The organism is Paenibacillus phytorum (assembly GCF_013141715.1).
In the GTDB taxonomy this organism is placed as follows: Bacteria; Bacillota; Bacilli; order Paenibacillales; family NBRC-103111; genus Paenibacillus_E; species Paenibacillus_E phytorum.
Map to the genome: position 1 here is coordinate 71,491 of NZ_WHOA01000041.1, position 21,569 is coordinate 93,059.

The window sequence follows — 21,569 nt, forward strand, 5'->3', positions numbered from 1 at the left end:
ACCCAGATCTATATTTACAAAAAAACACAATCTCCCCCCTTCGTAAACAGCTTGCCTAAAAGGGGTGTTATTCTTTACAATGATCTGATAAGGCACAAAATGTTTTTCTAATAATTGCTAACCTGAAAGGAAAGTGGCCTCCACTGCATGGAACAACTTCCGGCTAATGATCATATATGGAACCGAAAACTTATACATATTTTATGGTGGATCCTATTAATCTATGAAGTAGTTGCTATCCTTGGATCCTTCTTTAATTTGTATGATCAGCCTCCGCAATGGTTTAACAGCTTCATGCATGTTCAAATCATTACGACTTGCCTACAAATCTCCCTAATGGGAGCCGGTTATTTGGCTATTCACTATCTGAAACAATACAGCGATTTTATCATGATTACATGGACCATGACCATGGTTAGCATCTTTATTATCTGTATTCCCGAGCTGATGAGCAGCTATGAATTAATTAGTATCCCTATTATTTTAGCCTCTATCTATTTCCAAAAGAAATATATTATTTTCGCTTATAGTTTAGGCATCGTATATTTAGCTTCAATACTAGTTTGCGAGGTATATCAAGGGTATGCCCTAACGCCCTCTGATGTGATCGTGTCCATTACAGTCATCACCTTAACCGCACTTGTGTGCTTTGTCATCATGAACAAAGGACTAGTTCTTATTACGGAGTTAAAAGATTCGGTCGTTCGCGAACAGGATCTCCTTATTCGAAATGTGATGATTGATCGACTTTCCAAAGTGGATGCGCTAACCGAGCTGTTTAATCATCGTTCTTTTCAAGAACATACCGATCATCTGATTTCACATATGCCCCATGATACGCCGCTTGAGCTTGCTCTTATCGATATCGATAATTTTAAAAGGATTAATGATACCTACGGGCATTGGGTCGGTGACATGGTTCTCAAAACGATCGGCTCCATTCTGAAAGAAGTGCTCGGCCCTGACGATATGTCTTTTCGATATGGTGGCGAGGAATTCGCCGTTCTGTTTGTAGGCAAATCACACGAGGAAGTTTTACATATTTGCGAAAAATTAATGGAAACCATCCGGAGTACCGAAATTCCTGAGATGCCAGATCAACCGTTAACGATGAGTATCGGACTCGCTAGCTATAATCGCAACACGATGAAAAAAGCCTGGTTCCAGCTTGTAGATGAATGTTTGTATACCGCCAAGAGAAATGGGAAAAACCGCATTCATTCGCATATTTCCGAATAGATGTACTTCAGCTAGGAGCCCTAAAGCTTCTAGCTTTTTTTGGCTTCCAATTACCATGTCATTACTTACCAGCCGCAAACCCTCATGAAAGGAGTCGCCTCTTCCGAAATCATATCTATACACAGGGAGGTAGACACCATGAAGCCTAAGATTCTCGTTGTTGATCCGGTTCAAAGTCTTAGAGGTATTTTGCGCAAAATTATCATTACGATGGGCTACGATGTACTTGAAGCAGCTAACGGTGCCGAGGCCATTCATACGTATCAAGCCAACCTTCCGATTCTGACCACAATGGATCTGAATATGCCAGACATGACCGGTATCGATGTGATCCGAAAAATCAGAGAATTCGACCCTGCCGCCAACATTATGATGTGCTCAGCCTTGGAGCAAAAGACGATGATTATCGAGGCTATCCATGCGGGTGCCAAAGAGTTCGTTTCTAAGCCTTTCCAGGAACATAATATGAAGGAAACGATGCTGAAACTGCTGATTGTGTAAGCGTGGAAGCAGGGTCAGGATTAATAAAGCTTAATAAAAAGATAGGCCTCATACATGTATTTGGTTGATTAGGCAAATAATAGCCAAAACCAAATGAGGTGGTAAACAAATGTGTCAATCCATATCTATTCTTGCTGATGTCAACGAGCTTGTTAAACAATTCCGTATTGATCGGCTGCTATCGTATAGCTCCAATCGTTATGAGGTGCGGCCGACAGAGTCTGTTTCCGCTGTGATGATGAACAAAAAGGGAGAACGCACCCTTGATGAATTCCGTTGGGGTCTGATGCCATTCTGGGCAAAAGATGCCGTATGCGGGGACCGCGATTCGATCTTCACCAATGTCGTCTTCGAGCGTATCGTCAGAAAACAGCGCTGTATCATTCCTTGCAGTGGATTTTATATTAGCGTGACGGAGGGAAAAGAGACAGAATGGATTAAGTTCAAAATGCGCAGCGGCACCTTCGGCATCGCGGGGCTGTATGATGTCTGGCGGGCTCCATCCGGTGAAGAAGAGCTTCGTACGTGTATGATGCTCATGACAGAAGCGAACTCTCTCGTCTCTCCTTATCAACGCAGAATGCCTGCGATACTCGACCAAGATCAGGCCGAGATGTGGCTACAGCCAGAGATGAAAGATAGCAGACTCCTCAGATCCATCCTTCGACCAGTAGATGATCTGCTCATGGTTGCGAATGTATTGTCTTCTCCTGCGGAGAAGCTGGAAAGCGGTTCGGATGTAAGTGTTTTTGTATGAAAAAAAGAGGGCTGCGTCTACACGCTAGCCCTCTTTTTTGGTAATGACGGGCGGCAACTCGCCACCCTCTCCGATCAATTGTACACCTTCCGCACAAACTCCGTAAGGCTCCCAACGGCATGTGGCACATAGGTGACCAATGTCGTCCGGGTTCACACGGTCGGTCACTTGCCTACAAATCTCCGACCAGCTCAGCTCCATCTCCACTTGCAAGCCAAGCTTGGTGACGATTTCTGCATCGCGCTGATAGACCGTCCTATTTTCACAATGCGCTTCTTGATCCTTCGGGTAAGCTGCGCAAAGATCATCAGGTCCGAGAACAATGCGGATCATCGTTTCGGGCTTTTGACGCAATTCCTCATAGACGGTCGTCATATTTTCGCAAAACTCTTTCGAATAACCCATTCCTCTGTATCCCAACAGACAAAGTAAGTGATGTCCGCGAAGCTGGATTGCCTTGGTCATATTCTAGGGACACGGTACAATCCGTACCCTTCCATTTTGATGATTGGATCTTTATCTTCGACTAGACCCGTCGATTTGGAATGCAGGGCAACATCAATGAGCCAGCGTGTAAAATCCGCCACATTCATCGATTCCATCTCGGCCAAGCTGTAAAATCCTGCTGCGTCGACCTCCACGCCGTCTGGCTGAGGCTCACCGCTGATGTAATCCATTTCAAAAGCAATGTATACATTATGTATGCTCCTAGGCAAATCGCGCACAGCTACTAGGCGAGTGACAACTGCTGTGACTCCGCTTTCCTCCAACACTTCACGCTCAATCGTATCTTGGATCAGCTCATGCTGCTCAATGTAACCACCTGGGTTGGTCCATCGTCCCTTCCCTGGCTCCTGAGCCCTGCGAACAAGCAGCATCTTCTCATCCTTCATCACGAGTGCGCCTACACCGATGCTATAATTCCCCCAATGAACAAAGCTGCACACGGTGCAAGCTCTTCTTATTGTGCCATCCACATCGCGCGACTCCATTGCGGCTCCGCAGGTCATACAAAACTTGGCTTCCATCTATTTCATCTCCAACTTCCTATAGTCTTGAGTTCCAACTTCCATTCGAGTTCACTGTATGTAAGCTTACTGCTTAAAGTGGGCACTAGGCAACTCCGATCCCGTACGTTTTCCGCTCATTGTAGGGGGAATTGGAGATACTTCCTGCACTTGTCTTGCGATATCGCTGAATTAGAAATCGGGGTGACTCTGTGCAAATAAGAGGTGCTGGAGACTCCTATTTGGGCATTTTGAGGAGTTTATGTGGAAATAAGAGTCTCTAGGGACTCTTATTTGGCGGAATGGGTTGGGATTGGAGAGAATCTAGGCATATAAGAGGTGCTAGGGACTGCTATTTTTACTTTTTGGTATGTTTAAACGGAAATAAGAGTCTTTGGAGACTCTTATTTCCCGGATTTGACTGGCGTAAGAAAAACCCGCCACACCTATGGAGGAGGCCCACAGGATGACGGGGTGCGGGTGACGGGGTGGTGTTGGGCTGTTGAGCTGTTGAGCTGTTGAGCTGTTGGGGTTTTGGTTTGTTGGTTTGTTGGTTTGTTGGCGTGTGACTGGATGACTGGTGCGGGGTGGCAGATTTTACTGGTTACAACTAGTAAGACGGTTATGATGCCGCCTCTTACTACACCAAAAACATCGCCACGACCGTTGTCACCGCGAGGCCAATGAGCACCGGCAGCAGATTACGTCGCGCCAGCTCGAACGGACTCACGCCGCAGATGGCCGCTGCTGGAATCAGCGCCCATGGAATCAACGTGCCGCCGCCGACCCAGATGGCGGCCACTTGCCCGAGCGCTGTGAGCACAGCCGCGCCGGAGCCGATGGCGGTTGCGAATAGCTGCGCAATTGAGCCCGCGAGGGAGATGCCGGAGAAGCCGGAGCCGTCAAGGCCCGTGATGGCGCCGACGACGGTGAGCGTCACGGCACCGACCGCGCCGTTCAGCGGCACTTGCCCCGCGAGTGCCACACCCAGATCGTTCACGATCCCGTGCGAGCCTTGCGGAAGTATTTTGCCAAACAGCTCCGTGAAGGCGGAGTCGCCTAGATAGAAGAAGGCGGCGATCGGGATCACGGGGCCGAATACTTTGAAACCGAATACAAAACCTTCGATGAGGTAGGAGGTCGTTTGTTCTAGTCCTTGATTCCGATGCGCGAGGAGAGTCACCGCAATGAGAATGAATACGGCGGTGCCCCCAACGAGCGCTGTCGCATCTCCTCCTTGCAGGTTAAGCACGAACATCGCAATTACGTCTAAGGCGAAGAGCAAAGGAATCATAATCGCCAGAGTTTTCTTCAGATTCGGTGTTAAATTAACTTTGGCCTGCCCGACAGCTGAAATGAGGGAGCCACTATCTCCTGGACCACTCGCCACGAGGCCATTGCGCCACGTTCCGTTCTTCATGTCCCGCCGCATCATCCAAAAAGCGGTGATCGTCGTGACAAGCCCCATCACAATAACCAGCGGGATGCTTGCCTCCATGACGGCAGTCACCGGTAATCCAGCTGCATCTGCTGTTAATTTAGGAGCTCCCTGTATAATGTAATCCCCCGAAAGCGCAATCCCATGTCCGAATAAGTTCATCGCCATAGCTGCACCTAGCGCTGGCAGACCAACGCGGACCGCCACAGGCAACAGAACAGCACCAATGAGCGCAACACTGGGAGACGGCCAGAAAAACCATGACGTCACCATCATAATGATACCGATACCCCAGAAAGCTAAAGCAGGCGTTCGCATAAAGCGGGTTAGCGGAGCGACCATGGTTTCATTAATCCCTGTTCGAATGAGCACGCGGCTCATCGCTACAATAATAGAGATAATCATAATGGTTCCCATCAGCTCTTTGGTTGCATAAATGAAGCTGTTGAAAATACCAGAAACGGACCCGCTCAACGTTTCAGTTGCCAGCAAGCCAAGCGCGAAAATACCAACCACACAAATCATCGTTGTGTCTCTACGCTTGATTAAAAGGGTAAGAATAAAACCGATAAATACTAAATAGACCCAATGAATCGGCAATAATTGAATGACCACCCTAGATCACGCATCCTCTCTGCCCATACAGCATTTGGTGCTACATTGTATGCTAGGCTGGGCGGAGGAGTTCGAGTGAATTCGGGTTGAGCGACACCTTGTGGTACAATAGAAGAACTATTTTAACCAAGTTAGGGGAATGCCGAGGATGGCTAGAAATCAACGCTTAGTAACGGATACGGACTTTCAAGATGCTGTTGAAAGACAGGCTGTCGTCCGTGTTTTCAAAGATGATCACATTGTGGATTCGAATGCGGTTGTATTGCGTTTCAGTGAAAAAACAGTTGTGGTACAAACTCGTGTTAGTGATTTGACGTATTACGATCGAGAGGCTTGTGAATTTTTTGAAATGAAAAAACGATAGCTGCTGCAGCTATCGCTTAGTTTAAAGTATAAGAAGTTAGTAGAACGAAGCTGTAGCCCGCTTTTTGAAGCTCAGGAATAGCTTTCATGATACCTTCTGCCGTATCTTTCTCCGGGTGATTCATATGAGCTAGTACAATAGAACCGCTTCGGGCTTTTAGCAGCGCTTTATATACCTGCTCCGTGTTATAAGTCGCCCCAGCATCGCCGAGTACATTGTAACCAGCCAACTGAAAGCCCAAATCATGAACGACTCCTGCTGCAATATCATCATAATAGGCTGTGCCCGAACGAAAAAATAAAGGACGCCGCCCTGTCATCTTCTCGATCTGGTCTGCATTGTCTTTCACTTCATGAATAACATCGCTCACATTCTTGGTTCCCGCGATGCCATACGCCAACTTGCCATTTACGGACAAGGGCCGATGCTCGGTCCCATGATTTTCAATCTCAAACAGCGGGTTTACGGCTAATTTGGCAAATATGTCCTTATTGGCCGTTATCCATCTCGCATTGATAAATAAGGTAGCCGGGATGTTCTCCTTGATCAAATAGTCGATCAGCTTCTCATCGTACCCACTGCCCTCCTTCCCCCCACATGCGTCAAAAGTCAGTGCAATCACTTGATCTTTCGTAGCAAGATGTGTTCGAACACCAGGGACATTTTCGCCCCATTTCTTTGGTTTAGCGTTTCGGTAACGGTCGATCAAGGTTTTTTCCAAAGACGTAAAAGCCTGACTAGGCGTTGAACTTGGGTCGCTTGGAGTCGACGATGGAATCGAAGATGTATCCAGTGCTGTTGGGGCTGGTGATGATGCCGCTGGTGGCGGCGTTGGGGTCTCTTTTTGCACTATTGGTGTCGATAGTGGTGTCGATGTTGGTGTCGTCGTCACTAGCGGTACATCACTTACTTCTACAGTCCCTTGAGCTGCCTCTCTATTACCCACCTCACAGGATGACAACGTTATCATTACGAAAAGAAAGAAAAGGAGGCACACTGTGCGCTCCCTCATTTGTGCTTTCGCCAGTCTAGACTGCTCTTAGACAGCAGATGTCCAAAATCATTATCTAACCGTTTTTCTTCTGCTTTACGAGCAGCTTCCGCCTTTGCTCTCTCTGCATCTTTCTTCGCTTGTTCCTCTGCTTTCATGGCATCAGCCTGCGCTTTGAGTCCCTCAAGTATTTCCGGGCGCAGCAAATCCTTAAGTGTTGCAGGTTTATCTTGCACGCTGGTAACAGCAGGAGTAGACGACCATTTTTTCTTTGCCATAACGGGTTCACCTCAGTTCAGTTTCTCCCTATTATTGTACACTTCTACTCGTGCAAATGATACGGTACCGTCGCCACGACGATATCTTTATCTGCTTGCAGCTTCGAACGAATGCGTGCAGCGGACTGGTTATGGAGCAGTCGATGCCACCATTTTTTCGGCATAAATTGCGGTAAAATGACCATAATGTTTTGTTTTTCCGAAACATGTGTGTCAATTCTCTCAATAAATTCAGCAAGCGGCTTCAGTATCGTCCGATAACGCGATTTAAAAATAACCAATCGAACGCCCGGATCCCATTTATCCCACTTCTCCTGCATCAATTCTTCATCTTCATCCGAGAACGATACATAGAAGGCAATCACGTTTGGCGACAATGATTTCGCATAGTTCAAGGACTGTGCTACAACTCGATGAATGCCCGCCACAGGCACAATAATCAACGGTTCCTTCGTGCAAACCCGCTCAATCGTTATATCAATACGCAACTGCTTCGCTACATCATCGTAGTGATGACTTATTTTCGTAATTATCCAAAGCAGCAGCGGCGTTATAATAATAACAATCCATGCACCTTCAGTAAATTTTGTTATGGAAAATATGAGTAAAACAGCAAGAGAAACGATGCCTCCTAAACCATTGATGAGCAGTTTTCCGATCCAACCTTTCACTCGCTCTCTCAACCATTTGCGAACCAAGCCGCCTTGCGCAAGTGTAAAAGATAAAAACACGCCAATCGCATATAGAGGAATGAGTGCATCTGTCTTACCTTTGAAACCAATCAAAAGAATACTTGCAAGCACACCAAGTGTGATAATCCCATAGTGAAACGAAAGTCGGTCTCCTCGGAATGCGAACATACGCGGGAAGTTTTTATCCTGTGCCATAATGGATGCTAAGATTGGAAAGCCGTTGAAGCTAGTATTAGCAGCCAAAACCAGAATGAGCATGGTACCAATTTGAGTTGCGTAGTACATCGCTCCACGACCAAAAGCCTGCTCTGTCACCATCGATAAGACGGATGTATGGCCATTAGGATCAGGTACAATCCCATATCCCAATGCTAACACCGTTACGCCTCCAAACACGATAGCCAAAAGTGACCCTAAGGAAACTAACGTACGCTTCGCGTTTTTCACGGATGGTGAGCGGAAATGCGGCACGGCATCCGAGATGGCCTCGATCCCTGTCACGGCAGAACACCCGGAAGAAAATGCTTTTAAAAGGACGAATAACGTTAATGAGCTCGTCATTGAGCTCGGAGCAAAAGCTATGGGATGTGTATTGATGGATCCCGTAAGCATATCGTATATACCTTTGACCACTAGCACTAAAATACAAAGTATAAAAAAGTATGTTGGAATAGCGAAGATCGTACCTGATTCCGAAGTTCCTCTTAAATTAAGCCAAACCATGATCCACACAAGAACTAGAGTAATCGGTACAATATACGGCACCGCCGATGGAAAAGCTGACGTAATCGCCTGCACGCCGGCAGAGATCGAAACGGCAACGGTAAGGGTATAGTCAATGAGCAGCGAAACCCCTGTCAGCCTTCCCCACACCATACCTAGGTTTTCTTTGGAAACCATATACGCTCCGCCACCCTGCGGGTAGGCCTCTATCACTTGCCTATAGCTCAAAACTAGCAGCATAATCAGAGCAATAATGGATACCGCAATGGGCAAAGAAAACGCAAAAGCGGCAATCCCAACAGTCGCAAGTTCTAAAAGAATCTGCTCTGTCCCGTAGGAGACCGACGATAAGGCATCCGAGGATAGGATCGGCAGCCCTTTCCAAACCGGCATTTTTTCAGACTCCATTTCGCTGGATTTAAGCGGCTTGCCAAACATAATTTTTTTCAATGAGTCGCTTGTCATTCGTGATAGTTCCCCCAATTAAACCTAATATCTGACGTAAACTTGCTTTTTAGGACGCAAAAAAACACAAGGATAGACCTTGTGTTTATACACATGTTCTCCTTCCCACGGTCGCTTACGAGGTTAGCTGTCGGGTTCGGGCCGCGAGAATCTGCCCTAAATGGTGCCATACGTAAGCACCTTTACTCACCCCATGAAACTTGTGGTTCCCCCGCTTTTCTAATAAGAAAATTAAGCGAAATATTCAACTGTAAGGTACGAGTTGAATACTACTCTCTTCTTGATGCATAGTAAAGGATTGAAAAAACTTAAAAAGATAACTCCAACCACTACATTCACTCAATAATACGCTTACAATCATACGATTCATTGATTTACTTCCATTCTCTTATTCCATCGTGGTTTTTTAAACATTTCTGAATGAGTTGAGTAATTAATGAAACAAAGTAAAGGAAAATATTGGATTTTAATGATAACTCCTATGCAAACGAGGATCTGTGTTGGACCCACAAGCTGAGAACAAGCTAATCATCCTTTTTATCTGAACCAAGAATCACATAAACAACGCTAAATAAAACGGTTATGCCAAAAATCTGAAGCCATGCCTTTACCGCATTTATTTTCACATTATAACTTATACTCGAATACACACCCTGTGATGGTTGAAAGGAAACATCCAACCTGGATACCCAGATCGATTGATAACCTTGTTTTTCAGGAAAAGGAAACGGACTATTCGATAATAGGTAATAATCAACTGGAACGGCAAGAAAGCAAATAATGATGATAACGACAGCATAAACAGCCAAAAGCTTCTTACGACGTGAGGTAATTTCCAAATTCACATCTTCTTTCGTTTTTGATTTTCAAAGCTCTTCAACGACAATACCTTGGGCAAATTGGTCACTTAGTAATAAATCAACTAACTTCTCGGCAATAGTCCTAGGTGATGCCAACATCCCCCTTATCCTTTACCCTAGTAAATAGTTCAGAGGCGGCCATAATTAGTACCTGGTACTAATCCATTCGAGTATAATCCATAATTTGGAAAACGTAAATGTAAATCGTAACTACCACGGCAGCCCTTTTCCCCAGTTTTGGTATAAGGAATAAATTTCCGTTTTCCAAGGAAACCTACTCTCAGGTGATATAACATGAATCTGACAGAAACAACGGATATGGCCAGACTTAAACTTCAATTTGAATCAAATAGTGATTTTGTGATGGAACGAAAACAACTTTTGGGTCAGGAAGTTGTATTTTGTTATTTTCGTCCCTTTGTTAACCTAGCACAAACGAATCAATTATTATCTTGGATGGAGTCCAGTCCAATCAGTGATTGGCTTCAACAAATAAGCCTATTGAATGGCAAATTAAACGCTACTTACGACTTGCAGATGAGCAGCTTAATGGAAGGTTATTTAATTATTTATTTACTCGATAACCCTATAAGAAATTTTATTATCAAGCCCGTATCATCAACGATTAAGAGAATGATAAATGTTCCACAAAATGAAAATGTGATTGAGTCTTCCTTTGGGGCGTTTAATGAGGATTTGGACACCAATATGGCGCTGATCCGCGACGAGCTAAGATCCCCTACACTAACCATGAATACCTTAATTATGGGGACAAAACAACCAAAAAGAACCACCTTAGCTTATTTATCCGACTCTGTTAATCGTAAGCTGCTTTCATCCTTAATGAAGAAGCTCGAGGCAAATAAAGCAAAGGAATTTAATCATTTGCAAGAAATCATCAAGGTATTGGGTGAAGGGAATTTCAGTCTTATTTCCCCTTGTTTAACTTCTGAGCGGCCGGCGGAAGCAGCAGACCATTTGAAAAATGGCCGTGTTATCCTGTTTATCGAAGGACTTCCGTTCGCTTTTATTATGCCAGTTATCATTACAGATCTCTGGTGCATTAACTCCGATCGTAACTTCCCCAAGGTTACAATGGTTACCCTTCGGATGCTTCGGATTATCGGCATGTTTATCGCATTAGTCTTACCTGCGCTTTATGTATCTTTGGTCTCCGTGAATCCGGAGGTGCTCCGAATCCAGTTGGCCTTGTCGGTTGCCCAAAGCCGTGAAGGGGTACCCTATCCGGCTTTTTTGGAAGTCATATTTATGTTAATTGTGCTAGAGATGCTTATTGAAGCCAGTGTTCGCCTTCCCAAGAGTATCGGTCCCTCGATAACGACAGTGGGTGGAATTATTCTTGGACAAGCCGTTGTAAGCGCAAAATTGGTAAGTAATCTATTTATTATTGTTTTGGCTGCTTCGGCTTTAGCGAATTTTACATTGAACGGGGTACAAAATGGCCTGTTTATTCGAATATCTAAATATGTTCTGATCGTGCTTAGCGCTATTTTTGGTGTTCTTGGTACGATTGGCGGACTCATTTGGCTGTCCATCTATATGGCCTCTATCTCGACATTTGGGGTCGCCTATATCAATGTTAATGTAAAGGAAGGTCCCCAGGATGGTTAATAAAATATCCGTCTATCTGACATTCATCACTGTACATTTCGGGCTGATATTTTTCATATATCCTGAGAAAATATTTGAATCGACAAGCAAAGGCCATTGGGAAGCTATACTGATTGGCTGCCTATATGAAGTGACCATGATGTGGATCTATCTTAGAGGCCTGTCATCTTTCCCTAACATGACGATTGTTCAGATTTGCAAACAAGTATTGGGACCCTGGCTGTCAAGAATCCTTCTAATTCCAATCATGTTATATTTTCTTGCGACTCTAGTCTTAATTTCCAGGGTATATTCGGAAATGATGACCATCGTATTTTTACCAAAAACGCCGATATGGGCTTTACTCTGTTTTATCTTCTTGGGCTTGTTTGCAGCCTGGTGTGGTATCAAGACTGTACTCAGAACGAGTGTCATTATCTCGGTTTTGTTCATACCATGGATTTTTGCAGCACTAAGCAGCTCCGTGACAAATTTCGATATCCGTAATGCATCCCCAATTTGGAACACTAACTTTGATTTTTTGAAGCATCCTGCTTATTATTCAAGTTTTTTCGCTTTTTCCGGGTTTTTATTTTTGGGTATGATTCACCCTCTTTTTCGAAATGTTGCGCGCAGCCGAAAGGTATTCATCCTTTTGATTGCTGGCTTGTTTCCTTTATATTTGGCATCCGTTTATATACCCCTTCTCATTTTCGGACAAGAGACTGTCATTCAACTCCAATTCCCTCTTCACACAGGGATGGATTCGATCGATATGAGCTGGTCCATATTTGAGAGAATGACGCTGTTTTACACAACTTCTACGATTGCTTTTTTAATTGTTTATAGTTCGGTTTTAATTTGGATCATAGCTGAGATGTTTCGGAGCATCGTAGTTCCCTTATCCAATAAGTGGTTGAGTGTAATTATTACAATCATTGCCTACTTTCTTAGTTCTCTGGTTCCAGGGTGGTCTGAGACAGAACACCTCATTTGGCTGGATACTGGGCTCCGAGCTTATAGTATCTTTGTCTTTCCAGTCGTAATTGGGATTATTGGCGCGCTGCAAAGGAGGCGAGTTAATCAAGGATGACATACATATTTCGTTCAGTCTTAGCACTACTAACGATAATCCTGTTATCGGGCTGTTGGGACAATAAGGATATTAATAAAAGGATACTGCCTGTAGCGATGGCTATTAGTCAAACAGATGCAAAAACGTATAAAGTGGGGCTTCGAGTGCCTCAACCTAATTCCTCTAATATGACACCACGAATATTAACGGGGGAAGCCTCAACGATCAGTGAAGCCTTGGATCGGATGCGTGGAAATGTAGAAAGCAGTATTGATTTACTGCATCTCAAACTTCTGATGATTGATGAAAGAACCGCTAAGCTTGGTATAAAAGAAGTGCTTGAATATGCCATTAGGTCTCATGACATTGCACCTAAAGCGCTGGTTTCTGTGTATAGAGGTGATTTAATTGAAATTTTAAACAAAAAAGAGCAAGGCGGAGCGGAAGGAGGCACTGCAAGCTATGATTTTTTCAACAAGCTGGCTGGCTGGACCCCCAATACTTCTATTGTGTATTTATGGGAAGCATTTCGAGGGGGCTTTTCACATACGGAAGATTATGCGCTTCCTATCATTAAACCTGGAGAGCGTACAATGTTTAAGTTAGATGGTTCCGCCATCATGAGTCGGGGAGTTATGGTTGGAACGATTTCTTCAGATGATACGCTCATATACAACATTATGAAAGGTGATTTTCAGGGGGCTAATGTAGAAGTACTGGAGCATGCCAGCGTTCTCCTAGTCGACGTGGATTATAAGCACCGTCATCATTGGGATGGCCATACACCGCAAGTGGAAACGGATATGAAGGTCATTGGCATGCTTCTGGAGACGAAGGGCAACCCCAGTAAAGAACAGATTAATGAAGAACTCAAAAACTTGTTGAGCAAGCGGGCTAAAGCTATGATTTCCAAACTGCAGGAAAATCAGTCCGATTTGTTTGGTTACGGACAATATTTCCGTAATGATCTTTCTCATGATCAATTAAAGGAATGGAGAAAAACCTGGTATCCACGGCTGAAAGTGACATTAAATGTGAAAGTGAATATTAGAAATAGTGGGAATTTGAAATTTAATACGATTGATTCGTGAGCATAAGGGCAAAAACGACTGAAAAACACAGCTTCCAAGCTGTATTTTTCAGTCTATTTCCATTTCTATGAACGCTTCAAACCTAACTTTTCAACATCTGCCAGCCATTTTTCACGTTGCTTATCCGTTGAAGACTTAACGGGACTTATTTCTGTAATCTTGACGGGATTGACTCCACAAAATTGTAAGGTCCCACGTTTCATGACATGATGCCCTGCTTGTTTGTACACCCATCGATAGTACCAGGCAGGTGTGTCCATGGTTACTATGAGACGGGCAGACTTCCCGCTCAATAATTTGTCCCAGAACATGGAGTTAGGCCGATACCGATAGGCGAAGCCTGGTAGAAATACACGATCGATGAACCCCTTTAGGATCGCTGGGACCGTCCCCCACCATATCGGATATACGAACACCAGGTGATCCGCCCAACGGATCGTCTCTTGAGCCGCAAGTAAATCCTCTTCTAGCTCCAGCCGTTGATGGTACCCATATTTCAAATTCGGTTCAAAAGACAAAGAGCCTATATGAATGCTGCGTACCTCCGAGCCGCTAGCAATTGCACCTTTCTTGTAGGCCTCCGATAACGCTGTGCAATAGCTCTTGGCATAAGGATGTCCGTTAATAATGGCTATGTTTGGTTGCATATTCCTGCCTCCTCGTGACTCTGTTTATTCATCTTTCATCACTGTACGTGTTAAGATAAAGTAAGAATAAGCCATTTGGAACTAGAAAAGTATGATCAAACATGCCAAAATCTTATTCTTATGTGCAGAAAGGAGACCTCGGGCGTTGTTACCAAACTACACTGGGTTATCTGTATCCCTTGTTTATCCGATTATCAAAGCGATTGTGTTAAAGGGACATAACAAAGACGAATTTTTCAAAAGAGCAAATATGGATGAGTCCATTCTTCAAGACACCGAGGCTCGGTTGTCGGAGGAGGATTTCGAACGTATGACGGAATTAGCCGCTGCCATTACATCCGATGACATGTTCGGATTACATCAGGGACAGAACATAGAGGTTTCTGATTTGGGGATTCTAGGATATGTGATGCTTCACTCAAAAACCATCGGTCAAGGCCTAGCAGCTTTTCAAAAATATAATATGATCGTATGTGATGGATACAACATCAATTGGCAAATAGAAGAGAATGACGTTATCATCGGGTTGTCCTACAATCGTCCTCACAAGCAAGCGGCCAGACACTGCATAGAAGATATGGCTAGTTCTTTGTATCATTTGATGATAAGGCTAAGCTGCAGAAATATTTCTTTAAAAGAGGTGCATTTCACTCATGCTCTCTCCACGGAGATTGACGCGTATACATCGGTACTAGGGGTCACGCCGCAGTTTGGTAAGGATTCGAATACAATTCGTATAAGCAAGGACATTCTGGAATACCCCATTTTATTAGCGGACTCCAAGCTATTGGGGACTTTCGAGGCCATCGCGGAGGAAACCAGACACAGACTCATGGAAGGTCGAACATTTTCCGACCAATTATACAATTGGATCATGAAGGACATGCCGATGCCTTTTCCAAGTTTAAAAGAGACATCAATGGCTTTTAAAATGAGTGTTAGAAGCATTCAGGCAAGGTTAAAGCAGGAAAATACAACCTATCAAGATATCATGAATCGGGCTCGAAGAGAGCTTGCTGTTGGTTATTTGGCTAAACCGGAATATAAAATAGGAGAAGTCGCTTACCTTCTTCACTTTTCTGAGCCAAGTGCCTTTCAAAGTGCTTTTAAGAAGTGGACAGGGGTAACACCAAGGCAGTATAGGATGGAATTATTGAACCAGGGGATTGCAAAGGGAAGCTAGAAAGATGAGGCAGCATAAGCGCTGGCTTTACTGAATATTGATGAGATTTTTAAGCCCTCGAAGTACTCGATTGGGCTTTTTTTATTATACGGTGTTAACGTCTTTCTGATTATCTTCGTTCTCTGTTCCGCCATTTACATTGGCATTCTTCAAAAATTCGATATGGCTAAATCCCCAACCGCACATATTGGCTAAAACCGAACTTAACGTTCTTCCGTGATGGACAAAAAGTATTCAACCTTGGGCGGAATTTCTTGATACACACGGCGTACAACGAGTCCGTCCCGCTCCATTTCACGAAGTTGATTAGTGAGCATACCTTGCGTGACACCCGGAAGATGACGTCTCAGCTCCCCGAAGCGCTTGGTGCCTTCATTCAGTAAAATAAATAAAATTAGCGGCTTCCATTTCCCTCCAATCACTTGCAGAGTAGCCAATATCCCCTGCGTCGTTATGAAATCGCGATTTTCTTCCCGCATGTTCCCAACTCCCTATCACATGATTAGTACTTTCATAGTTGTTACTTTATCAAAGTATCCGGAATTAAAATAGTACGATGTTTTATTGTACTTAGTACGATTTACGGTACTACCTGCCGGAATCAAGTGCCACCGATGGTACGTTTTAGCTGACATAGTATGAATAAAAAGCGTACTTTTCAAAAATGGAATTCCCCACAATAATGAGGATGTAACTCGCTAAACTACGCAAAAAGAGAGAGGATGTTTACTTTGAAAATAATGGTTATTATCGCTCATCCCCAGCTGAATCACTCCCGTGCCAATCAGACTTGGACACATGAGCTGAAGAAACATGCCAACATTGATGTCCGAGATCTTTATCAAGAGTACCCAGATTGGAAAATCGATAGAGAGAGGGAGCAACAATTGCTGCTCCAATATGACCGGATCGTATTCCAGTTCCCCTTTTATTGGTACAGCTCCCCTCCTCTTTTAAAAAAATGGTTCGATGATGTTTTAACGTATGGCTGGGCTTTCGGACCCGGAGGTGATCATTTGAAAGGCAAAGAGTTCATTGTTGCAACGACAACTGGGGGCAAGGAAAGCGAATACAATTCGAGGGGTTACAACTGGTTCACAATCAGCGAATTATTAAGACCGATACAAAGCACCATCACCAAATGCAACGGCGCCTATCTTCCCGGTTTTGTCACCTATAATGTGAATGAAGCCACAGATATACATCTTGCAGAAGAGGCAAAAAAGTACGCGGATCATATCCAAACTTCCATACGTGCGCTCGTTCAAGGATAAACGACTCCGCCGTCCTTCTGGGACGAACGCGTTTGTCAAGGTAGATGCGAAGCAAAAGTATAAAACTTATACTTTCTTATCTACTAAGAAAGCCCGAAAGGGCTTTTTTTACGTTAATCCAATATTTAAAAACTACATCGCTAGACTGAGAACTTTTTAAAGCTTGCGCCGGATGAGTGAAACACCTTGAAGATCTATGCTTAGAAGCGTTGAGGAATTTAGTTATAGATGAGGTGTAACCATGAAAAAGCAAGGAAACAACAAGACTTTAGTTCTAATCGGTCTGCTGCTAGGCCTGGTATTCTCAGAGTTGGATCAAACGGTCGTGTCGACGGCTCTGCCGACCATTATTCGTGATCTGCACGGCATGACACTTTACGGCTGGGTAGCAGGGATTTACATGCTCTCGATTACGATGTTCATGCCGATCTTCGGCAAGCTTGCCGATATTTATGGTCGCAAGAAGATTTATTTAAGCTGTGTCGCCCTATTTATGGTCGGATCCATCATCAGCGGACTCGCTGATTCGATGACCATACTACTAATCGGCAGAGGCGTTCAAGGAATCGGAGCCGGTGGACTCATGCCTTTGGCCATGATCATCATTGGCGATACATTTCCACTAGAGCAGCGAGCCAAAGTCCAGAGCCTTGTCGGCCCGTTATTGATTCTGCCACAGCTGATCGGCCCTACGATTGGCGGGTATTTCGTAAGCTATGTGAGCTGGCATTGGATCTTTCTGATCAACATTCCTGTAGGACTTATCGCTGCCTTTATCGTTTCCAAGGGCTTGCAAGAAGCGGTCAGCACCGAGAAAAAATCCATTGACTGGGCAGGAGCCTTTACACTCGTTCTTGCTATGCTCTCACTTCTTCTAGCTCCGGTCTTGATCGACATCAAAGGCTATACGTGGTCTTCCCCAGTTATTATCGGCTTATTGACGTTATTCGCAGCTCTTACCCTGCTCTTTATCCGAATCGAATCGAAGACCAAGGAGCCGATCATTCCGCTTGTTCTCTTCAGAAATCGGTCCGTCATCGTATTGTCCTGTATCGTGTTCCTAACCATGCTTGGTGTCATGGGAGGCATGTCGGGATTCCCATTTTTTGCGCAGAATGTCATGGATATGTCACCCACCGCATCCGGTTACTTATCTCTGGCCTTCATGGCAGGCGCCATTCCGGCAAGTGTCCTTTGCGGTAATCTCATAACGAAGATCGCCTACAAGAAACTCTTCATCGTATCGTTTATCTTCCCGATCGTAAGCTATGTACTGTTATCGCGCATACATGTTGATACAACAGTGATCTATATTATCGTAGCGTTCTTCATTTTGGGGCTTGGGATCGGCGTTCTATTCGGTTCAGATAATTTGATCGTGCAGGAGTCCGTTGCGAAGGAACACAGCGGAGTCGGAGTGGCAACGGTGCAGTTGTTCCAGGCCATTGGTACCACGCTAGGATTCAGTATCTTCGGAAGCTTGCTTTCCAGAAATATCGCCAGCAGTTTATCCGGATTATCGGACCAATTTCCAGAAGGAACTGCAGAGACAATCCTGAATGGAGGCACCCCACAGGGGCTCTCAGATGACTTACTGCTGCAAATCAAAGTGGTATTTGCAGAGGCATTCCAACACATTTTCGCTATTGGCATCATTTTCGCCATCGTAGCTTTCATAGCTTGCTGGTTCATGAGAAAAGAAGTGCTGACGAATGCGGAAGAAGTTGTGACTGCAAAAGAAGCTCTTACGAACACTGAAGAAACTTTGACTGCAAAAGAGGCTCTGACTACAAATACATGACAAAAATAGACGGCTTACGCTATCCTTACACGAGTTGTGTAATGGTTGATGCACAGCATGTTATGCGGAGGTTGTATAGGGTAAACGGATTTGCTTGCTCAACCGAGTAAACCTTGTAATGTTGTACGATGTACAACAATTGGCAAGCTAATCGGCGTTTTCCACGCGAATGTTGCAGAAAATACAACAATTTCTGCTAAAAGTAGCTCTATAGCTTATAAAAAGGCTAAATTGTTGTACGACATACAACATCTTTAGCTTTCCCAGCAGAAATCGAGGAAATTGTTGCACTCTGTACAACATGTCTTTCTAATTCTCCGTTTGGACTTACCCTCTAATCTGAAAAAAATATAGATTCTGGCCCTCAAGAAAAAAACTGGAGAGAAAATCAGATTAGTTTCTGATCTTCTCTATCCAGCTTTTGCTCTTCATCTTATTCAATTCGGCACATGATAGTTGCGGGCTGTTGTTTTTTGTTTGAAAATCATTTTTTTCCATATGAGCGGGATGCCGCCAATGAGGTATAAATAGCGAGCATCGATGACTTTTTTCAAGAGAGCGGCGAATTTGCCTTTGACTTTCTTCACTTTGAGTAGACCCACTGCCTCTCCTCTGCCTAAGGATGCCACGGTTCCTTTGAAATCGTATGCGAAGGGCTTAAGGTCGCGGCCGCGAACGGCATATAGGAGATTTCTCGCTACGTTGTAGCCTTGCTGAACGGCAATCTGGGCATTCGCCGGATAAGGCGTCCCCTCAGGGCTCATCACAATGGAGCAATCACCTGTAATAAATACATCCGGATACTGGTAGGAGCGCAAGCACTCGTCCACTTTGACCCTTCCCCGCTGTACATCGAATCCCGCTTGCTGTAACAAGGAATTCCCGCGAATGCCTCCCGACCAAACAACGGTGCCTGCACGAATGAACTCGCCATTGCCCAAAATAACGCCATCTGGTGTGCACTCCTTAATTGGTGTGGATAGTTTATACTCAACACCTTTGCGGCGCATGACTTCCATGCCATATTCGACAAGATCTTCAGGTAGACCAGGAGGCAGCGCCGACGGGGAGGCTTCGACATTTATGATTTTCACAGTGGACGGGTCGACGTCATAGGTCCTGCTGAGTACAGGGATCCGATCCGCCAATTCCCCCACAAACTCTGTTCCAGTGAAACCAGCGCCCCCAACCACAAAAGTGAGGTACTCTTTCCTCTTTGGCTCCATTTTTGACTTGGCAAACATATATTCAATATGCTGGCGAATAAAGCGCACGCTGTTTATGCTCTTAATCGACATCGCATATTCATTCATCCCAGGAATGCCGAATGTCTCAGTCTCACTCCCAAGCCCAATAACCAGATAATCGTAAGAGAGGTCCCTATCGCCGAGCACAACCTTCTTTTCCTCGGGCAAAATCTGACTTACGGTTGATTTCACAAAATGAATCTTACGCTCATCAATCAAATCCGCTATCGCCACACGGGCATTATCGTGATGATCGGTACCGGCAGCCGGCATATGCAGATGCGTCGTGATGTAGTGATAATCATGTTTATTCACCAAGGTAACATCCATCTCACTTGCTTTCATCTGCTTCTGAAGCCTAATAGCTGTGACCAGACCACCGTAACCTGCGCCAAGAATAACCACTTTCGGTTTGCTCATTGAAATCCTCTCCTCCGACTTGTGAAATAAATCACATATATTTGTGAAAAATATCACATACTTTTATAAGAAGAGCCGATTAACGACTCTTTCTTTTATCATATGCTATTTCTCATCGAAATTCACTATAAATTTGACCAGTTTTTGAACAATAAGAGTTTTATTTCGATTCGAAGCCGTTGTTCTCCGCTTTATCATGTAATCGGCGTAATCGAAAACAGTTCATTCCTGCCACGCCAAGCTCCTCCAGCAAACCAAAGTTCGCCCAAGCGCCCACCACCGCCCCGATGCCGGGGACGAGCTGAAGCATTTTACGAAAATCAATCGTATCCCGGTATTCCTGCTGCAGCTGCTGCCAATCCACTTGATTCATGTAGTCCTCAGCCGGTGGAAAGGAATGAGAAATGGTATGCCAATTCTTAATGGTATGAAGAAGATCCGGTTTCTTATTCGGACTGGAGAAGGCCAGCTGAAACACATAGAGAATGAACAACCGCTCCCGGTAATCTTTCGTCGAGTAGCCATATGCATGCGCCAGCTCAAATAGGAATTTCAATTTAATGCCGATCAGAATCGGGAAATCCGCCAGTCCTAGCAGGATCCCACCCGCTCCCGTACCCGCTCCTTCTGCTGCGGCAATCTTTTTATAAAGGGATAATAATTCCTCAGCTTTGGCATCGCTATCTGCTAAGGAGACGCAGTATAGCGGGTCGTTTTTGGGGATGTAATTCATACCAAATAGGGTCGTTTGCACGATTCCTTTCACGGTCGCGGTTATAGTCTTATGAACCTTATCGGGAATCAAATTATTGATGCTGGTTTGAACAGATTTGGAGGCTCTCTCCATCAGGTTGGGAGTCCTCTGCTGCCGAATTTCCCAGCGTTTCAGCTTTTTCAACATCTGCTGTTCGTAAATTGTGTACGCTGTTTCCATTCTCGCCACCGCCATCCCTGTTCTTCATTTAAGTATAGTATACGGGGCGATTGGTCTCAAGATGACGTGGTAAGCGGAGAAGAATACGGGGAGTGGCGGGAACGGCATGAAGAAGAGCGTGAGGAAGAGCATATAGAAGGGCAAGATGAAGAGCAAGATAAGAACAAGATGAAGAGCATGATGAAGTGCACAATGAAAGAGCAAAGTGAAGAAAAAAAGAGCAAGGGGCTGCCCCAAAAGTCCTATTTGGAAAATTCAGCTCCAACTTGTGAATTTCGCAGTCTGCTTGCTACTTCCATTGGATTATTCCAATAGAAGTGGGGATTTTACGGCCTAAAAGTCAATTCCATTGGATT

21 protein-coding genes, 1 pseudogene and 1 riboswitch are annotated in these 21,569 nt (G+C 44.6%); of the genes and pseudogenes, 11 read left to right on the forward strand and 11 right to left on the reverse strand.

The window, feature by feature from the left end; all coding sequences use genetic code 11:
• Positions 1 to 147: 147 nt before the first annotated feature.
• The 3 genes from GC098_RS07160 to GC098_RS07170 all read left to right on the forward strand — a co-directional run bounded on the left by GC098_RS07160 (position 148) and on the right by GC098_RS07170 (position 2,497).
• Positions 148 to 1,239 carry a GGDEF domain-containing protein gene (locus tag GC098_RS07160; protein ID WP_171642345.1) on the forward strand — a complete coding sequence of 364 codons (1,092 nt, stop codon included), beginning with the start codon at positions 148 to 150 and terminating at the stop codon, positions 1,237 to 1,239.
• A gap of 138 nt (positions 1,240 to 1,377) precedes the next feature.
• Positions 1,378 to 1,740 (forward strand): response regulator, encoded by a 363-nt coding sequence (locus GC098_RS07165; protein ID WP_171642348.1) that lies wholly within the window; start codon positions 1,378 to 1,380, stop codon positions 1,738 to 1,740.
• A gap of 109 nt (positions 1,741 to 1,849) precedes the next feature.
• Complete coding sequence (locus GC098_RS07170; protein WP_171642350.1) at positions 1,850 to 2,497, forward strand: SOS response-associated peptidase; 648 nt, start codon at positions 1,850 to 1,852, stop codon at positions 2,495 to 2,497.
• Positions 2,498 to 2,521: 24 nt separating this feature from the next.
• Here GC098_RS07170 and GC098_RS07175 read toward each other — a convergent pair whose 3' ends face one another.
• From GC098_RS07175 to GC098_RS07185, 3 genes are all read right to left on the reverse strand, one after another.
• Positions 2,522 to 2,962 carry a DUF1284 domain-containing protein gene (locus GC098_RS07175; protein WP_171642352.1) on the reverse strand — a complete coding sequence of 147 codons (441 nt, stop codon included), beginning with the start codon at positions 2,960 to 2,962 and terminating at the stop codon, positions 2,522 to 2,524.
• Entirely contained in the window at positions 2,959 to 3,525 is a 567-nt protein-coding gene (locus GC098_RS07180) for an NUDIX hydrolase (RefSeq protein ID WP_171642353.1), read from the reverse strand. The genes GC098_RS07175 and GC098_RS07180 overlap by 4 nt, the downstream gene beginning before the upstream one ends.
• A gap of 619 nt (positions 3,526 to 4,144) precedes the next feature.
• On the reverse strand, positions 4,145 to 5,557 hold the full coding sequence (locus GC098_RS07185) for a hypothetical protein (RefSeq protein WP_171642355.1): 1,413 nt from the start codon (positions 5,555 to 5,557) through the stop codon (positions 4,145 to 4,147).
• Between the two features lie 148 nt (positions 5,558 to 5,705).
• Between GC098_RS07185 and GC098_RS07190 the strand changes: the two genes are divergently transcribed.
• The gene (locus GC098_RS07190; protein ID WP_057304084.1) at positions 5,706 to 5,921 is read left to right on the forward strand and encodes a hypothetical protein; all 216 of its coding nucleotides are present in this window, start codon (positions 5,706 to 5,708) and stop codon (positions 5,919 to 5,921) included.
• 16 nt (positions 5,922 to 5,937) lie between these two features.
• Here the strand turns inward: GC098_RS07190 and GC098_RS07195 are convergent, their stop codons facing one another.
• From GC098_RS07195 to GC098_RS07210, 4 genes are all read right to left on the reverse strand, one after another.
• Complete coding sequence (locus tag GC098_RS07195; protein WP_171642357.1) at positions 5,938 to 6,867, reverse strand: polysaccharide deacetylase family protein; 930 nt, start codon at positions 6,865 to 6,867, stop codon at positions 5,938 to 5,940.
• A gap of 62 nt (positions 6,868 to 6,929) precedes the next feature.
• The gene (locus GC098_RS07200; RefSeq protein ID WP_171642359.1) at positions 6,930 to 7,190 is read right to left on the reverse strand and encodes a YqkE family protein; all 261 of its coding nucleotides are present in this window, start codon (positions 7,188 to 7,190) and stop codon (positions 6,930 to 6,932) included.
• A 44-nt stretch (positions 7,191 to 7,234) separates the two neighbouring features.
• The gene (gene kimA, locus GC098_RS07205; protein ID WP_312880008.1) at positions 7,235 to 9,055 is read right to left on the reverse strand and encodes a potassium transporter KimA; all 1,821 of its coding nucleotides are present in this window, start codon (positions 9,053 to 9,055) and stop codon (positions 7,235 to 7,237) included.
• Between the two features lie 112 nt (positions 9,056 to 9,167).
• Positions 9,168 to 9,318, reverse strand: a riboswitch (cyclic di-AMP (ydaO/yuaA leader).
• A 276-nt stretch (positions 9,319 to 9,594) separates the two neighbouring features.
• Positions 9,595 to 9,909 (reverse strand): hypothetical protein, encoded by a 315-nt coding sequence (locus GC098_RS07210; RefSeq protein ID WP_171642362.1) that lies wholly within the window; start codon positions 9,907 to 9,909, stop codon positions 9,595 to 9,597.
• A gap of 315 nt (positions 9,910 to 10,224) precedes the next feature.
• Here GC098_RS07210 and GC098_RS07215 point away from each other — a divergent pair, with 315 nt between their 5' ends.
• From GC098_RS07215 to GC098_RS07225, 3 genes are read left to right on the forward strand one after another with little or no spacing between them, the layout of a single operon-like run.
• Positions 10,225 to 11,562 (forward strand): spore germination protein, encoded by a 1,338-nt coding sequence (locus tag GC098_RS07215; protein ID WP_171642364.1) that lies wholly within the window; start codon positions 10,225 to 10,227, stop codon positions 11,560 to 11,562.
• Positions 11,555 to 12,634 carry a GerAB/ArcD/ProY family transporter gene (locus GC098_RS07220; protein ID WP_171642366.1) on the forward strand — a complete coding sequence of 360 codons (1,080 nt, stop codon included), beginning with the start codon at positions 11,555 to 11,557 and terminating at the stop codon, positions 12,632 to 12,634. The genes GC098_RS07215 and GC098_RS07220 overlap by 8 nt, the downstream gene beginning before the upstream one ends.
• Positions 12,631 to 13,707, forward strand: coding sequence for a Ger(x)C family spore germination protein (locus tag GC098_RS07225; protein ID WP_171642367.1), 1,077 nt, complete (start codon positions 12,631 to 12,633; stop codon positions 13,705 to 13,707). Before GC098_RS07220 ends, GC098_RS07225 begins: the two co-directional genes overlap by 4 nt.
• A 65-nt stretch (positions 13,708 to 13,772) precedes the next feature.
• Here GC098_RS07225 and GC098_RS07230 read toward each other — a convergent pair whose 3' ends face one another.
• Positions 13,773 to 14,354: an NAD(P)H-dependent oxidoreductase gene (locus GC098_RS07230; protein ID WP_171642369.1), complete on the reverse strand. Its 582-nt coding sequence runs from the start codon at positions 14,352 to 14,354 to the stop codon at positions 13,773 to 13,775.
• Between the two features lie 145 nt (positions 14,355 to 14,499).
• On the opposite strand from GC098_RS07230, the gene GC098_RS07235 reads away from it, so the two are divergent.
• Positions 14,500 to 15,537 (forward strand): AraC family transcriptional regulator, encoded by a 1,038-nt coding sequence (locus GC098_RS07235; RefSeq protein WP_246358473.1) that lies wholly within the window; start codon positions 14,500 to 14,502, stop codon positions 15,535 to 15,537.
• 84 nt (positions 15,538 to 15,621) lie between these two features.
• Here GC098_RS07235 and GC098_RS07240 read toward each other — a convergent pair.
• A pseudogene (locus GC098_RS07240) lies at positions 15,622 to 16,016 on the reverse strand (winged helix-turn-helix transcriptional regulator).
• Between the two features lie 252 nt (positions 16,017 to 16,268).
• Between GC098_RS07240 and GC098_RS07245 the strand changes: the two are divergent.
• The gene (locus GC098_RS07245) at positions 16,269 to 16,811 is read left to right on the forward strand and encodes an NAD(P)H-dependent oxidoreductase (protein WP_171642373.1); all 543 of its coding nucleotides are present in this window, start codon (positions 16,269 to 16,271) and stop codon (positions 16,809 to 16,811) included.
• A 241-nt stretch (positions 16,812 to 17,052) separates the two neighbouring features.
• Positions 17,053 to 18,612, forward strand: a complete 1,560-nt coding sequence (locus GC098_RS07250) for an MDR family MFS transporter (protein ID WP_171642375.1) — start codon at positions 17,053 to 17,055, stop codon at positions 18,610 to 18,612.
• 437 nt (positions 18,613 to 19,049) lie between these two features.
• On the opposite strand, the gene GC098_RS07255 is transcribed toward GC098_RS07250, so the two are convergent.
• Positions 19,050 to 20,279, reverse strand: coding sequence for an NAD(P)/FAD-dependent oxidoreductase (locus tag GC098_RS07255; protein WP_171642377.1), 1,230 nt, complete (start codon positions 20,277 to 20,279; stop codon positions 19,050 to 19,052).
• A 160-nt stretch (positions 20,280 to 20,439) separates the two neighbouring features.
• A complete protein-coding gene (locus GC098_RS07260) occupies positions 20,440 to 21,213 on the reverse strand; it encodes an EcsC family protein (protein WP_171642379.1) in 774 nt (257 codons plus the stop codon).
• A gap of 66 nt (positions 21,214 to 21,279) precedes the next feature.
• Between GC098_RS07260 and GC098_RS07265 the strand changes: the two genes are divergently transcribed.
• Entirely contained in the window at positions 21,280 to 21,528 is a 249-nt protein-coding gene (locus GC098_RS07265) for a hypothetical protein (protein WP_171642381.1), read from the forward strand.
• Positions 21,529 to 21,569: the final 41 nt, after the last annotated feature.